The organism is Phenylobacterium sp. (assembly GCF_036402295.1).
GTDB lineage: Bacteria > Pseudomonadota > Alphaproteobacteria > Caulobacterales > Caulobacteraceae > Phenylobacterium.
Window position 1 is genome coordinate 1 of record NZ_DASWTE010000126.1, and the last position, 13766, is coordinate 13766.

The following is a 13766-nucleotide window of genomic DNA, read 5'->3' on the forward strand; positions in this document are numbered from 1 at the left end:
GGCCTCCAGGAACCGCAGCCACAGGCGCTGGTTGTTCACGCCCACCACCATGAAGCCGTCGCCGGTCTTCATGGCTTGGTACGGCGCCGTCAGCCGGTGGCGCGTGCCCATCGGCTTCGCCACCTCACCGGTGGTCAGGTAGAGGCCCGTCTCCCAGACCGTGTAGGCCAGCGCCGACTCCAGGAGCGAGCTCTCCACGTGCTGCCCCTCACCCGTCCGCTCGCGGTTCTGCAGCGCCGCCAGCACGGCCACGGCGGCGAACATGCCGGCGTTCAGGTCGCAGAGCGGCACGCCCGCCGCCACCGGCCGCTCGGCCCCCTGCTCGCCGGTGAAGCTCATGATCCCGCTCATGGCCTGGGCGATCAGGTCGAAGCCGCCGCGGTCGCGGTAGGGCCCGTCCAGGCCGAAGCCCGAGACTGAACAGTAGACCAGCCGTGGATTGATCGCCGACAGCTGGGCATAGCCCAGCCCCATCCGGTCCAGCGACCCCGGCCGGTAGTTCTCCACGAACACGTCCGCGGTCTCGGCCAGCTTGCGCACCACGCCCGACCCGGCCTCGGTGGTGAGGTCCAGCGCGATCGCCCGCTTGTTGCGGTTGACGAAGTCGAAGGCGCGGAAGGCCGCGCCCGGATGCCCCCGCGTGGTCTCCCCGCTGGGCGGCTCGATCTTGACGACGTCGGCGCCCAGGTCGGCCAGCACCATCGAGCACCACGCGCCGGCGATCACATGGGTGCAGTCGAGGACGCGCAGGCCCGCCAGCGCGCCTGCCATCAGAAGTTCGCCCGACGCGAGATCGCCCCGTCGACCACCATGTTGATGCCCGTGGTGAACGCCGAGCGCGGGCTCGCCAGGAACACGGTCGCCGCCGCGATCTCCTCCGGCGTCGCCATCCGGCCGGTCGGGTTGCGCTTGATCATCTGTTCGAAGAACGCCGGCATGCCAGCCTTCACGTTCCCCCAGACGCCGCCCTCGAAGAACACGGTTCCGGGAGAGACGACGTTGCAGCGAACCTTCTTCGGCGCCCACTCGCGCGCCACGCCCTTGGCGTAGTGGATCTGCGCGGCCTTCATCGCGCCGTAGGAGTTGGGGTTGTCCGCCTCGGCCGCCGAGATCGAGGAGGTGATCAGGAAGGCCGCGTCGCCCTTGTCCGCCGCCGCCTTCTCCAGGAAGGGCTTGGCCGCTTCGAACGTCCGCACCGCGCCCATGACGTCGACGTCGAACATCGCCTGCCAAGCGTCCTCGCCGTTGCCCTGCACCAGGGCGCTGGCGTTGGAGACCAGCACGTCGATGCCGCCCAGCGTCTCGCCGGCCTTCGTCACGAACGCCTTGATCGCCGGTCCGTCGGCGATGTCGACCGCCTGGCCGAACGCCCTCACGCCCTTGGCCTCCAGCTTCTTCACGGCCTCGGCCACCTGGTCGGCGTTGCGCGCGCAGATCGCGACGTTCGCGCCCTCGTCGGCGAAGCACTCCGCGATCGACCAGCCGATGCCGCGGCTCGCGCCCGTGATCACCGCCGTCTTGCCCTTGAGCTGCAGGTCCATCGCATCCTCACGTTCGTTGGAGCGGGACCTTGCCCCGATGGCTAGCTTTCGAACAAGTGTTCGTACGTCTGGCGCAGCAGGTTCTTCTGCACCTTGCCCATGGCGTTGCGCGGCAGCTCGTCCACGAACACCACCCGCTTGGGCGCCTTGTAGGCCGCGAGCTGGTGGCGCGCTTCGGCGATCATGGCGGCTTCGTCGCCCTTCCCCATCACCACCGCCACCACGCCCTCGCCGAAGTCCTTGTGCGGCACCCCGATCACCGCGCTCTCGGTGACGCCCGGCAGCTCGTCCAGCACCAGCTCCACTTCCTTGGGATAGACGTTGTAGCCGCCCGAGATGATGAGGTCCTTGGCCCGGCCCGAGATCCACACCCGCCCGTCGGCGTCCTGGCGTCCAACATCGCCGGTGATGAAGAAGCCGTCGGCGGTGACCTCCTCGGCGGTCTTCTCGGGCATCCGCCAGTAGGCCGAGAACACGCTGGGCCCCCGGATCTGGATAACCCCGGTCTCATCGCCGCCGCCAATGCGCAGCTCGACGCCGGGCAGCGGGTAGCCGACCGAGCCGGCCAGCCGGTCGCCGTCCAGCGGGTTGGTGGTTATGATCACCGCCTCGCTCATCCCATAGCGCTCGAGGATCCGCTGGCCGGTGCGCTCCTCGAACTCCGCGAACGTCGAGGGCAACAGCGGCGCCGAGCCCGAGATGAACAACCGCACGCCGTCGGCCTTGGCCCTGGTGAAGCCCGGGCTGGCCAGGAGCCGCGTGTAGAACGTCGGCACGCCCATCATCACCGTCGCCCGGTCGAGGCCAGCGAGCACCTCGGCGTCGGCGAACTTGGGCAGCCACACCATCGGGCAGCCGCTCAGCAGCGCGCAGTGCAGCGCCACGAAGAGGCCGTGGACGTGGAAGATCGGCAGCGCGTGCAGCAGCACGTCGTCGGACGTGAACCCCCACGCCTCGTGCAGCGCCAGCGCATTGGCCGCCAGGTTCCCATGGCTCAGCATCGCGCCCTTCGACCGGCCCGTGGTGCCCGAGGTGTAGATCAGCGAAGCGAGGTCACCCTCGGCGCGCGCCACGCTGGCCGCCATCGGCGCGTGCGCCCGCGCCTCCACCACCCAGGCCGGAGGGTCAGTGATGAACACCTTCGGCTCCGCGTCGCCCAGGAAGTAGTCGACCTCGGAGGCGGTGTAGGCGCTGTTCAGCGGCAGGTAGACAGCGCCCGCCTTCAGGACGCCCAGATAGACCATGATCGACTCGGGCGACTTCTCGGCCTGCAGCGCCACCCGGTCGCCCGGCTGCACGCCCTCGGCGGCCAGCCGCCCGGCCACATGCGCCGCGCCCGCCTCCAGTTCGCCGTAACTGACCGCGCGCCCGTCGCTCAGCAGGAAGCACGGCTTGGAACGGTCGGCCGGGAAGCGGCTGGCGAGGAGGTCGTAGAGGTTCATATCCCTCCCTTAATGGGGAGGGACAGGCCGCGAAAGCGGCCAGGGTGGGGCGGCGCCGACCGGGCGCGGCGCCGAGGTCCGGTCAGCCATTCCGCACTCCGACCCGCACCGCCCCACCCTGCTCGCTTTCGCGAGCTGTCCCTCCCCATTAAGGGAGGGAGGATGACTCCCGCCGAAGCCCTTGCCCGCATCCGCCGCTACGACGGCCGCCTGAAGGCGTTCGTGCAGGTGTTCGATCCGCCCCTGTTCGGCGAGGACGACGACGGGCCCACCCTCGCCGTGAAGGACCTGTTCGACGTGGCCGGCGTCCCCACCGGCGGCGGCGCGCGCGTGCCGCTGGACCCGAACCCCACACACCACGCTCTGGTCGTCGAGCGCCTCTTGCAGGCCGGCTACTCCGCGGTCGGCAAGACCCACACCGTCGAGTTGGCCTACGGGGGCTGGGGCACCAACCGAGCGGTCGGCGCGCCCTGGAACCCCTGGGACGCCAAGGTCCACCGCGCCCCTGGCGGCTCCTCGTCGGGCTCTGCGGTGGCCGTCGCCGCCGGCCTCTGCGACGTCGCCCTGGGCAGCGACACCGGCGGATCGGTCCGCATCCCGGCCGCCACCTGCGGCGTGGTGGGTCTCAAGCCCGGCCGCGGCCTCGTCAGCCTGCGCGGCGTCCACCCCCTCAGCCCCGCCCTCGACACTGTGGGTACGCTGGCCCGCGACGTCACCACCGCCGCCCGCGCGCTGGCCGTGATCTCCGGCCCGGATGGCGGCACGGCGGTCCGCGGCCCCTTCGACGCCGAGCACGCCCTGACTGCCAACGTGCGCGGCCGCCGGCTCGCCGCGATCCCGCTGGACGACCTGGGCGAGGTGGATCCCGAGGTCGGCCGCCTCTACCTCGAGGCCCTGGAACGCCTGCGCGGCGCCGGGCTCGTCATCGAGGTCGTCCAGCCGCCGCAGGCGCTGGAGGCCTCCTTCACACCCAACGGCCTGCTGATGGCCGGCGAGGGCTGGCGCATCTGGAAGGACCGGATCCAGGCCCACGCCGAGGTCATGGACCCCTGGATCGTCCGCCGCTTCGAGGTGGGCCGCGACGTCTCCGACGCGCGCCTGGCCGAGGTCCACGCCGAGCGCGCCGCCGGCCAGGCCGAGTTCCACGCCTGGCTCGCCGCCTATGACGGCCTGCTCTCGCCCACCTGCCCGATCCCGGCTCCGCCACTGGACTCGATCGACGAGACGACCTCGCCGCTCAGCCGGCTGACCCGCGCCGCCAACTATCTGGACCTGCCCGGCATCAGCGTCCCCTGCGGCCTCACCGACGGCGGCCTGCCGGTCGGCCTCCAGATCCTGGGCCGTCCCCGCGACGAAGGCGCAGTGGTGGCGCTGGGCGCGGCCTTCGAGAAAGTGTCGGGGTGGGAAGGCCGCTCGCCCGACCTCAGCGGGTTCGAAGCCTAGCCCACGCCGCGCGTCTGCCCGCCCAGCAGCCGCAGCGCCAGCCACCCCACCAGCGCCCAGCCCGCGCCCAGGCACCAGCCGGCCAGCACGTCGCTGGGCCAGTGGACGCCCAGGTAGACGCGGCTGAAACCCACGCCCACGACGACCAGCGCCGCAAGCACATAGGCCAGCGCCTTGCTGCGCCGCTTCATCTCCAGGCTGGCGATCAGCATGGCCAGTGTCAGGAACGCCGCCGTCGACATCGTCGAATGCCCGCTCGGGAAGCTGCCGGAATAGACATAGACGTCGTGCGGCACGAGGTCGGGCCGCGGGCGACCGAACAGGGCCTTGGTGAACTGGCTGGAGGCCCAGGCAGCCAGCACGGCCCCGCCCATCACCAGCGCGTGGACGCCCTTCTTGTGAAAGATGAAGGCCAGCACCGACACCACGGTCACCACCACGACCAGCGTCGTGCCGCCCAGCGCGGTGATGTCCCGCACCGCCTCCTCGACGGTCCGCGAGCCGATCGGGTCGTTGAGGTCCCCCGGCTCGCGCAGGGCGAGGATCAGCCGGCTGTCGATGGCCTTGGTGTCGCCCTCGGCCATGTCGTCCGCGATCTCGAGGAACGACAGCAGCGCCGCGGCCGCCAGCATCAGCCCGATCAGGACCCGCGCCTCGAACCGTCTCAGGAACTGCCACAAGCGGCGGAGGATTTCGATCATCCGCCGACGCTACCCGGTGTGGGCCTCAGGCCGCCAGTCCCTCGCCGGCCCGGCGCAGCGTCTGTTCCACGGCGGCCTGCGCGGCGGCCTGGGTCGCGTGGACGCCATCGGCCACGGTCACACCATCCTCGTCGTAGACGCTCCAGCGCCAGACGTCGTCGTCATGGCTGAGCGAATAAGCGAACGACTTACTCTCGAGCATACCCGTCCTCCGATATCCGGCGGGTTCTAACTCGCGAGCAAAGCAAACAGTTTCGCACTGCACAATCGCTTTCGCGTCATCGCGGAATCGCGCACGCGCGGCAGGCGAATTACGGCGAAGGGCGCTTAGTCCCGATCCAGCAGCTCCCGGCCCGCGCTTCGGACATCCGTGCAGCCGGTGAGGATCATCGCCACCGCCAGTTCCGCGCGCAGCGTGTCCAGCATCTTCTCCACCGCCTTCTGGCCGCCCGCCCCCAGCGCCCAGGCCCAGGGCCGGCCGACGAAACAGGCCTTGGCCCCCAGCGCCAGCGCCTTCAGCACGTCCAGGCCCGAGCGGACGCCGCCGTCCATGTAGACTTCCAGGTCGCCGCCCACCGCGTCGGCGACCTTCGGCAGGGCCGTGATCGACGAGCGCACCCCGTCCAGCTGGCGACCGCCATGGTTCGAGACGACCAGACCCTGCGCGCCCGCCTTCACCGCCGCGCGGGCGTCTTCCACATCGAGCACGCCCTTGACCACGATCGGGCCGTCCCAACTCTCGCGCACCCAGTCGATGTCCTTCCAGGTGACCGAGCGGTCGAAGTTCCGTGAGATCCACGCCAGGAAGTCCGTGACGCGGCGGCCTCCCTTCACGGCGTCCTGCACCGTTCCCAACGTGTGCGGCCGGCCGCGCGCGAAGAGGTCCCAGGTCCACGCCGGATGCGAGACGCCCTCCCACGCCTGGGTCATCATCGTCTGCAGCGGCGTCCCGCCGGTGAACCCCGAGCGCATGTCCCGATACCGCGACCCCGGCAGCGGCAGGTCCACCGTGAACACCAGCACCGGGCAGCCCACCGCCTTGGCGCGCGCCAGGAGCTCGCGCATGTAGCCGCGGTCCTTCAGCATGTAGAGCTGGAACCAGGGCGGGGTCCCTCCCTGCTTCTTTGCGGCCGCCGCGACTTCCTCGATCGAGCAGACGCCCACCGTCGACAGGCAGAACGGCACTCCGGCCGCCGTCGCCGCCCGGATCGCCTGGGCCTCGCCGCGGCTGGCGTACATGCCGGCCATGCCGACCGGCGCGAGGCCGACCGGCATCTTCAGCGTCTGACCCAGCGTCTCGACCGACATGTCGATCTTGGTCATGTCGCGCATCACCCGCTGGCGGAGCGCAATGGCCTCCAGATCGGCGACGTTGCGGCGCAGCGTCTCCTCGGCGTACGAGCCGCCGTCGATGTATTCGAAGAAGATGTTGGGCAGCCTGCGCCGCGCCAGCTCACGATAGTCGGAAACCGAAGCCGCCCGCATCCAAGGCCCTCCCCGCCTACGCGGTTGTGGAGCGCTCGATGCGGGGGCGCAAGTCAGGCGGAGACTGTCTCGCCTACCGGCGCCGCCGTAGGAACCCGGGGCGCCATGGTGATCCACACCTGGTGTCCGCGCGCCAGCACCCGGCCCTCGCCATCGATCAGCGCCACGCCGGCGGTCTCCTTGCGGCCCTCGCGGGCGATCGGCCAGGCCAGGACCACATACTCCTCCCCGGCGCGGGGCGAGGTCAGCACCTCGCCCGTCATGGTGCCCAGCAGCGCGCCGTGCCGCCCTTCCCTCTCCACCCAGGCGAAGAAGCCGGGGCAGTCGAGCGCCGCCCAGACCACCTCCGACGCGACGGTCCCCTCGGCGTCGGCGAACGCGGCGTGCGGCGTCCAGGTGCAGGCCATCACACCCGTCTCGGCGCCCGCGAGCTGGCCGGGGAACACGCGCAGGCCGTCGCCCTCACCCCGCTCGTTCCCGCAGGTGAAGCAGATCGGGTGAACCCGCTGGCTGTGGCCGATGTAGCCGGCCATCGCCGCGCGCGCCTCGGCCAACGTCGGGACCACCGGCGGCTCTGGCAAATCCTGCGTCGCCGGGCCGCCCTGTCCGATCACCGCTCCCTCGGCGCCGGTCAGGACGCTCGCCCCGTCGCGCGCTCGGAGGTCCAGCTCCACATCGAGCGGCGCCGGCGCGCGGATCACCGCCGTCACCGGCCCCTCGTGGCCCTTCGCGAGGACCCCGCACACGTAGCCGCCATTGCCTGAGTTCGGCGGGCCGCAGAATTGGCGGCCGATGGTGATCTTGCTCAAAATCGGAAGCTCACTGGGAATGGATCAAATCAATGGCCCTGCTTTCTCATGCTGACGCTGCGCCATGGAAGTCAAAAACCTCATCGCGGCGTTGGACGCGGCGGTGGGTCGCGCTAAAGGCAGGAGGCAAGCCGCGCGCTGCGGAATCGGACACCTTCGACGGAGACACTTGGTGAGCGACCGGATCGAACGCCCCTGGGCCCTGATGCGTCACCACGCGGGCTGGGCCGATGTCTTCCACATCGACAGCGAGACGAACGATTCGATCACGGGCTTCTACCCCGATCGCGAGACGGTGGGCCCGCCGGTGAACTACTCCACCCGCGCCGTGCTCGCCCGCTACCCGACGCTGGAGGCCGCCCGCGCCGCGCGCGAGGGCGCGGTCGCAGAGTGGCGCAAGCACGACGCCGCCGTGCGCGACGCCGAGACCCGGCTGCGCGAGGCCGAGAAGCTGCGCGAAGACGCCTGGCTCAACTCGCTGCGCGACGCAGCCGACCGCAGCTAGAAGCGGAAGCCCTTCGACAACGCCCAGGCGATCGCGCCCGCCAGCGCGACGCCAAGGATCAGGCGCCACCACGGCGCCCCGGCCAGCCCGGGGTCGCTGGGCAGCGCGCGCTTGCCCGTGATCATTGGCAGGATCAGGTCGGTGCGCTTCCAAACCAGGTAGTACAGCACCGCCACCACGTGCAGGACGACGAGGCCCTGCAGGATGCGGAAGTTGAGCTCGTGGATCTCGGCGATCTGCCGGCCCACCTCGAAGCTGACCCGGTCCGAGAACGGCCCGGCCTCGAAGGCGTCGATGTCCACCGCGAACAGGCCGGTGCCCACCTGCACCAGCAGCACCGCAAGGAACGCCAGCACGCTAAGCGCGCCGATCGGGTTGTGGCCCGGTACGTCAGAGCCGTCCCGACGGCCGACAGTCCGCAGGTGGGCGAGGATAGCCCGCGGCCCCTTCACGAAGCTCGCGAACCTAGCGGCCCCGCCGCCGGCGAAGCCCCACCAGAGGCGGAACAGCACCAGCCCGATAATGGTGTAGCCGCTCCAGCGGTGCCAGTTCAGGTGGTCCTCGGAGGCCCACCACGAGAATGCGAGCAGGCCGACCAGCAGCCAATGGACGAGCCGGACCGGCCCGTCCCAAAGCTTGTAGCGGGCGCCCGACGCAGGCTCGGCCACCTCAGCCCTTCTTCTCTTGCCGGTACTTCTCGTGACAGCCCTTGCAGGCCTGGAACGTCGGCCGGACCTGGGCCTTGATGGCGTCGATGTCGCCGCCGGCCGCGACGGTGTTCAGCTTGCCGGCCTCGGCGCGGATGTTTGACGCCGCCGCCGTGAAGCCCGCCGCGTCGGTCCAGATCTCGTTCTTGGCCTCGCTCATCGGCCGCGCCTGCACCCCGCTGCCGCGCGGGAACCAGGTGGGAAGCGCGCCGGCCAGCGAGTGGATATTGCGGGCGCTCGAGGCCAGCACGGCCTTGTCGGGCGAGCTCTTCTTCAGCTCGTCGTTCAGCGCCTTGAAGTTCGCGCCGAGCTTCTCGAAGTTCTCGTGCCGCGCATAGGCCGCCTTGGTCGCCGCACTGGCGTTGGCGGGCATCTTGTCGTCGCGGGCGAAGGCCCCTCCGGCGGCGATCGCCGCTCCGATCCCGATCGCCGCGGCCAACGCCGCACCCTTGCTCATCATGGCCGCTACCTTCTCGATCCCCACTTTGGCGGTGGAGATTGAAGGCGTCAGCGCTTGGCCGTCAACGCCTTCGAAGACACGCTCCTGACCGGCGCGCCGTCGGCCTTGGCCTCGGCAATGAGCGCGGCGCAGTTCGCATCCTTGGCCAGCCCGGGGTCGACGAACGGCAGGATCGCGGCCAGCGGCGAGAGCAGCGAGCCCAGGGTGAGCGCCGCGCCGCCCTGCGCGATGGCCGCCCCCGGCTCGACACCCATCTTCGGCGCCATGATCGGCCCCTTGGCGGTGATCGGCAGCAGGACGCGCATGAGCCGGAACTTCTTGTCGTGGCCGCGGAACTTCAGGTCGACGCGTTCGGTCGCCAGGTTGACCGTCCCGCTGCCCTTCACCAGCACCGGGCCGGTATCCAGCACGATGTTGTCCGCGCGCATCACGCCGCCCCGGGTCTGGAAGTTGGCGACGCCGCAGCGGATCGGGGTCATGTCCTTCTTGTTCAGCAGGCCTAGGCCCTTGATCACGTTGACGCCCATCAGCTCGGCGATCGCCTTGCGGATCTCGCCATTGGGCGCCACCACGGTCACCTCGCCGTCAGCGCTGCCAAAGGCGGCGTGTACGCTGTTGCCCGACCCGGTCAGCTTGGCGCGACCCACCATGGGTCCGGTCACCGGCGTGCCGCCCTGGAAGCTCAGCGGGATGATCGTCTCGATGCGGGAGTTCGAGAGCCGCAGGTCGAGATCGGTGCGGGCGACGGCGTTGCGGGCGTTCAAGGTCACGCCGCCTTCCACTCGCCCGCGCGGCAGGTCCAGCCGCATCGGTTGCGCCTTGAGCAGGCCCTTATCGAGCCGCACCCGCACCTCGCCGGAGCTCAGCTTGATCGGCGTGTCGCGGATCGACAGCGCCTTGTAGGTGACGTCGGCGTCCATCGCCCGGATGCGGCTGACGTCCAGCGGCGTGTCGGGCAGCAGCCGCTGCTGGGCCACCATCTTGCGCGCCACCGCCGCCTGCTCAGGCGAGGCGGTCTCGCCGGGGCCGGCCTTGGGCGCCGCGCCGAACGCCGCGCCCAGGTCGTCCCAATCCAGGCTGCGCGAGCGCAGGTTGGCCCGCAGGAACGGCCGCTCGTCGGCGGTGTCTACCGAGAGCTTGCCCGCAAGGTCGCTGTCGCCCACCCGGCCGCCCAGGTTGTCGATCTTCCAAAGCAGCTCGTCGCGCACCAGGCGGCCGCGCAGGTTGTAGGGCGGGGTGTTGGGTAGGGCCACGCCGGTCAGCGGGAACAGTTCGGCCAGGTCGGGGCCGCGCGCCGTGGTGTCCATATAGAAGTGACCCAGGTCGAACGGCTTCGGCACCGCACCCTTGGCGGTGATGAAGGTGCGGCCGGCGCGGATGTCTGCGTCGAACGGATAGGGCTTGTCGCGCTCGATGTTCAGCAGCGGGCCACCCACCACCTCGGCGCGGAACGGCGCGCCATTGATCGTGCCGCGGCCGATCAGCTCGAAGCCCCGGTTGTTCGCGCCAATCTGCTCGCGCGCATTGATCAGGCCCTCGAAGCGCACGTCGCGGCGGGCGTCGAGGTACTTCAGCCGCCCGTCCTGGATCAGGAAGCGCTGGATGGGCGGCAGGTTCATGGGCTCACGCACCCGCCCGTCCGAGAAGTCCCAGTTCTTCCGGCCCTGCTTGTCGGCCAGCAGGCTGAAATTCGGCCGCTCGACGGCCAGCACGCGGATGTCGGCCTTGCCCCACAGCAGCGGGACCAGGCGGATGCGCACGCGCAGGCGGTCGATGGTCCCGAGTTTGCCCGGGCCGGCCCATGCGGGATTGGCGATGGCGACGCCGTCGACGGTGGCGCTGGGCCGCCACGACCAGATGTCGGCGTTGAGGTCGCCGGCGATGCTCACCTGGCGGTTCATACGGGCCGAGGCGATACGCTCGAGCGGGCCGCGGAACCAGTTCCAGTCCCAGATGGCGATGAGGATGGCGACCGCGATCGCGATCACCACCAGGACCGCGCCGGTCCAGCCCAGCGCCTTCTTCGCCGGCGGCGAGAGGTGCGGCGGCGTGAAGTGGGGCCGCGTCAACCGGGAGCGCAGGGGGCGGCGCGCGCCGGGTTGCTCACGGCGGGTGGGCGCGCGACGGCGTCCGGGACTAGGACTTTGGACGGGCTGTTCGCTCACGCGGCCCACAACGCATGGCGTCCGGGTCCGTTGCCCCGCCGCTAGTGGCTGACCCCCCGCGCGGTCACCGCCGCGCGCGCCGTGGCGGCGATAATCGCCAGGTCGAAGCCGAACGACTGGCGCGCCAGATACTCGGCGTCCAACCTCACTTTCTCAGGGATCGGCAGCTCGTCGCGGCCGTTCACCTGCGCCCAGCCGGTCACCCCGGGCCGCAGGCGATGCACGCCGGCTTCGGTGCGCAGCGCCACCAGGTCGTCCTGGTTGAACAGCGCCGGCCTAGGCCCCACCAGGCTCATGTCGCCCACCAGCACGCTCCACAGCTGCGGCAGCTCGTCGAGGCTGGATTTGCGCAGGAACCGGCCGATGGGTGTGATCCAGCGGCCGGGGTCTTCCAGCAGGTGCGTCGCCACGTCGGGCGTGTCGGTACGCATGGTGCGGAACTTGGGCATAGCGAATATGCGGTTGCCGCGGCCCACCCGGCGCGACCAGTGGATCGCAGGCCCCGGACTGGTTAGCCGCACGGCCAGGGCAAGCGCCAATAGTACGGGCCAGCCGATCGCCAGGCCCGCGAGCGCCACCAGGATGTCGAAGACCCGCTTCAGCACCGCCCGTTGTTAGCGCCGAGCCGGCTGAAGCGCCACGTCAGGCTTCGAGGCCGTTCGCCGGCGGCGACTTGCGCGCCACCCGCGGCTTGGCGACCGGCTCGGGCAGCGGGTCGGCGGTCGCCTCGACCATGGGCTCGGGCGGCGTCTCGACGACGGGCTCTGGGGCCGCTTCCACGACCGGTTCCACGACCGGCTCGGGAACCGGTTCCGGCTCCGGCGGCGCCAGCGCCTCGACGGCCGGGCTGATCGGGGCGGATTCGCCGCCCACCGGCATCTCCGGCAGAGCTTCCGCCGCAGCCTCGGCGATCTCGGTTACGGCCGCGGCGGCCTCGGCGACCGGCGCCGTCATGGCCTCGGACACCCTGCCGAACAGCGCCTCGAGGTTGGCCGGCTGGGTCCAGCGGGTCATCCACCAGTAGGCGACGCCGCCCATGGCGGCCGCGCCGAAATAGCCCCAGAGCGGAGACGCGACGCCGACGAGGAGCTGCGGGGACAGCCGGGTGTCAGGCATTTCGGGGAGTTCGAACGACGCCATGGGGGGGCTCCTGCGGCAGAGGTTTGTGCGCTGCAGCGTAACACGCGCGTCGGCTTCGCAGTTGCGAAATTATTGTGGCGAAAGCGGGTAGACCTTGGCCGCGCCGCCATCGCCCAAAGCCGCGGCGACCCAGCCGCAAATCGCGGCAAACGCCTGCGAAAGGTCGGGCCCGTCCACCAGCACCAGGGCGCAGCCGTTCATCTTCATCGGGTCGGAGAGCGGTCGCACGCGCGCTTCGGCGACGAGCATCGGCGCGCTCACCTCGTCCTCCAGGTCGCGCAGGAAGGAATCGAGCGTCTCGAGGTCCTTGATCGGCAGCCAGACCAGCGCCTGCGCCGCCGGGTTTTTGCGCCGGAGCGCCGCCAGCGTCTGGACGACGCGCGCATAGTCGTCAGCCTTCTCGAACGGCGGATCGATCAGCACCAGCACCCGGCCCTTCGGAGGACACTCGGCCACCGCGGCGGCATAGCCGTCAGCGTTCAGCGTGCGCACGGCGGGCCCGCGGCCCTTCAGCGCCGCCTGCAGCGCCTCGTGCTCCTCGCCGCGCAGCTCGCAGGCGATGTAGCGGTCGCCGGGCCGCAGGGCCTCGGCGATCAGCCAGGGCGACCCCGGATAGCGCCGCATCGCTCCGCCGCCGTTGAGGTCGGCCACCGCCTTCCGCAGCGGCGCGATCTCGGGTGGCGCGTCCCCTGCAGTCCGCAGCTTCAGCACGCCGGCTTCCGCCTCCCCCGACCGCTTCGCCTCGGGCCCGCCCAGGTCGTAGAGGCCCCGCCCCGCGTGGGTGTCGATCACCATGAGCGGCCCGCCCGAAGCGGTCAGCTCGGACAGCAGGCGCAGGAGCCCGGCGTGCTTCACCAGATCGGCGAAGTTCCCGGCGTGGAAGGCATGGCGATAGTTCAAGCGAATCCAAGGGCTGCGGGAGGAACCGGCGTGGCCATACCACGTTGCCGCCCCGCCAGTGGAGAGGGCCGGGATGCCGAAGGATACGAACGCCGAGCCGCTCCCCGAGGGCCTCTCCTACGTCTCCGACACGGACCCCGGCATCCGTCGCAGGAAGGCCCGCGGCCACGGCTTCAACTATCTCGACCCCAAGGGCCGGCCCGTCACCGACGAACGGACGCTGGAGCGCATCCGCAGCCTGGTGATCCCGCCCGCCTGGACCGACGTCTGGATCTGCCCCCGAGCCAACGGCCACATCCAGGCGGTGGGCCGCGACGCCCGCGGGCGAAAGCAGTACCGCTATCACCCGCGCTGGCGGCAGACCCGCGACAGCTCAAAGTACGATCGCCTGATCGCCTTCGGCCGCGCCCTGCCCCGCTTGCGCCGGCGGGTGGATGAGGACCTGGCCCGCCGCGGCCTGCCCCGCGA

Annotated in this window: 15 protein-coding genes and 1 pseudogene; 3 read left to right on the plus strand and 13 right to left on the minus strand. The window is 70.9% G+C overall.

From position 1 onward, the window contains the following. The 3 genes from VGD44_RS07780 to VGD44_RS07790 form a co-directional block, all read right to left on the minus strand. A partial coding sequence (locus VGD44_RS07780; protein WP_331085588.1) for a CoA transferase occupies nucleotides 1-771 on the minus strand: 771 nt, incomplete at its 3' end. Beyond that, nucleotides 771-1541: an SDR family NAD(P)-dependent oxidoreductase gene (locus VGD44_RS07785; RefSeq protein ID WP_331085590.1), complete on the minus strand. Its 771-nt coding sequence runs from the start codon at nucleotides 1539-1541 to the stop codon at nucleotides 771-773. The genes VGD44_RS07785 and VGD44_RS07780, both read right to left, overlap by 1 nt. A gap of 41 nt (nucleotides 1542-1582) precedes the next feature. Next, a complete protein-coding gene (locus VGD44_RS07790; RefSeq protein WP_331085592.1) occupies nucleotides 1583-2983 on the minus strand; it encodes an AMP-binding protein in 1401 nt (466 codons plus the stop codon). A 162-nt stretch (nucleotides 2984-3145) separates the two neighbouring features. Between VGD44_RS07790 and VGD44_RS07795 the strand changes: the two genes are divergently transcribed. Continuing rightward, complete coding sequence (locus tag VGD44_RS07795) at nucleotides 3146-4426, plus strand: amidase (RefSeq protein ID WP_331085594.1); 1281 nt, start codon at nucleotides 3146-3148, stop codon at nucleotides 4424-4426. Here VGD44_RS07795 and VGD44_RS07800 read toward each other — a convergent pair. The 4 genes from VGD44_RS07800 to VGD44_RS07815 all read right to left on the minus strand — a co-directional run bounded on the left by VGD44_RS07800 (nucleotide 4423) and on the right by VGD44_RS07815 (nucleotide 7421). Continuing rightward, on the minus strand, nucleotides 4423-5127 hold the full coding sequence (locus VGD44_RS07800) for a phosphatase PAP2 family protein (protein WP_331085596.1): 705 nt from the start codon (nucleotides 5125-5127) through the stop codon (nucleotides 4423-4425). The genes VGD44_RS07795 and VGD44_RS07800 overlap by 4 nt on opposite strands. Nucleotides 5128-5152: 25 nt before the next feature. Then, the gene (locus VGD44_RS07805; RefSeq protein ID WP_331085598.1) at nucleotides 5153-5329 is read right to left on the minus strand and encodes a hypothetical protein; all 177 of its coding nucleotides are present in this window, start codon (nucleotides 5327-5329) and stop codon (nucleotides 5153-5155) included. A 125-nt stretch (nucleotides 5330-5454) separates the two neighbouring features. Continuing rightward, complete coding sequence (locus VGD44_RS07810) at nucleotides 5455-6612, minus strand: L-lactate dehydrogenase (RefSeq protein ID WP_331085601.1); 1158 nt, start codon at nucleotides 6610-6612, stop codon at nucleotides 5455-5457. Nucleotides 6613-6665: 53 nt separating this feature from the next. Beyond that, nucleotides 6666-7421 carry a hypothetical protein gene (locus tag VGD44_RS07815; protein ID WP_331085603.1) on the minus strand — a complete coding sequence of 252 codons (756 nt, stop codon included), beginning with the start codon at nucleotides 7419-7421 and terminating at the stop codon, nucleotides 6666-6668. A 172-nt stretch (nucleotides 7422-7593) separates the two neighbouring features. Here VGD44_RS07815 and VGD44_RS07820 point away from each other — a divergent pair, with 172 nt between their 5' ends. Continuing rightward, on the plus strand, nucleotides 7594-7926 hold the full coding sequence (locus VGD44_RS07820) for a hypothetical protein (protein WP_331085605.1): 333 nt from the start codon (nucleotides 7594-7596) through the stop codon (nucleotides 7924-7926). On the opposite strand, the gene VGD44_RS07825 is transcribed toward VGD44_RS07820, so the two are convergent. From VGD44_RS07825 to rlmJ, 6 genes are all read right to left on the minus strand, one after another. Further along, on the minus strand, nucleotides 7923-8594 hold the full coding sequence (locus VGD44_RS07825) for a cytochrome b/b6 domain-containing protein (protein WP_331085607.1): 672 nt from the start codon (nucleotides 8592-8594) through the stop codon (nucleotides 7923-7925). The two genes, VGD44_RS07820 and VGD44_RS07825, sit on opposite strands and share 4 nt — an antisense overlap. Nucleotide 8595: 1 nt before the next feature. After that, the gene (locus VGD44_RS07830; protein ID WP_331085609.1) at nucleotides 8596-9090 is read right to left on the minus strand and encodes a cytochrome c; all 495 of its coding nucleotides are present in this window, start codon (nucleotides 9088-9090) and stop codon (nucleotides 8596-8598) included. A 50-nt stretch (nucleotides 9091-9140) separates the two neighbouring features. Continuing rightward, nucleotides 9141-11162, minus strand: coding sequence for an AsmA family protein (locus tag VGD44_RS07835; protein ID WP_331085611.1), 2022 nt, complete (start codon nucleotides 11160-11162; stop codon nucleotides 9141-9143). Between the two features lie 137 nt (nucleotides 11163-11299). Then, nucleotides 11300-11860 carry a sugar transferase gene (locus tag VGD44_RS07840; RefSeq protein WP_331085618.1) on the minus strand — a complete coding sequence of 187 codons (561 nt, stop codon included), beginning with the start codon at nucleotides 11858-11860 and terminating at the stop codon, nucleotides 11300-11302. Nucleotides 11861-11900: 40 nt separating this feature from the next. Beyond that, entirely contained in the window at nucleotides 11901-12398 is a 498-nt protein-coding gene (locus tag VGD44_RS07845; RefSeq protein ID WP_331085613.1) for a hypothetical protein, read from the minus strand. A gap of 69 nt (nucleotides 12399-12467) precedes the next feature. Next, entirely contained in the window at nucleotides 12468-13298 is an 831-nt protein-coding gene (gene rlmJ / locus VGD44_RS07850; RefSeq protein ID WP_331085616.1) for a 23S rRNA (adenine(2030)-N(6))-methyltransferase RlmJ, read from the minus strand. A 73-nt stretch (nucleotides 13299-13371) separates the two neighbouring features. Between rlmJ and VGD44_RS07855 the strand changes: the two are divergent. Next, nucleotides 13372-13766, plus strand: a pseudogene (locus VGD44_RS07855) (DNA topoisomerase IB); the annotation flags it as partial.

Bases quoted from the DNA above. Each gene is read 5' to 3' on its own strand.
- VGD44_RS07785 (WP_331085590.1), bottom strand. From the start codon at position 1,541: ATGGACCTGCAGCTCAAGGGCAAGACGGCGGTGATCACGGGCGCGAGC.
- VGD44_RS07790 (WP_331085592.1), bottom strand. From the start codon at position 2,983: ATGAACCTCTACGACCTCCTCGCCAGCCGCTTCCCGGCCGACCGTTCC.
- VGD44_RS07795 (WP_331085594.1), top strand. From the start codon at position 3,146: ATGACTCCCGCCGAAGCCCTTGCCCGCATCCGCCGCTACGACGGCCGC.
- VGD44_RS07800 (WP_331085596.1), bottom strand. From the start codon at position 5,127: ATGATCGAAATCCTCCGCCGCTTGTGGCAGTTCCTGAGACGGTTCGAG.
- VGD44_RS07805 (WP_331085598.1), bottom strand. From the start codon at position 5,329: ATGCTCGAGAGTAAGTCGTTCGCTTATTCGCTCAGCCATGACGACGAC.
- VGD44_RS07810 (WP_331085601.1), bottom strand. From the start codon at position 6,612: ATGCGGGCGGCTTCGGTTTCCGACTATCGTGAGCTGGCGCGGCGCAGG.
- VGD44_RS07830 (WP_331085609.1), bottom strand. From the start codon at position 9,090: ATGAGCAAGGGTGCGGCGTTGGCCGCGGCGATCGGGATCGGAGCGGCG.
- VGD44_RS07845 (WP_331085613.1), bottom strand. From the start codon at position 12,398: ATGGCGTCGTTCGAACTCCCCGAAATGCCTGACACCCGGCTGTCCCCG.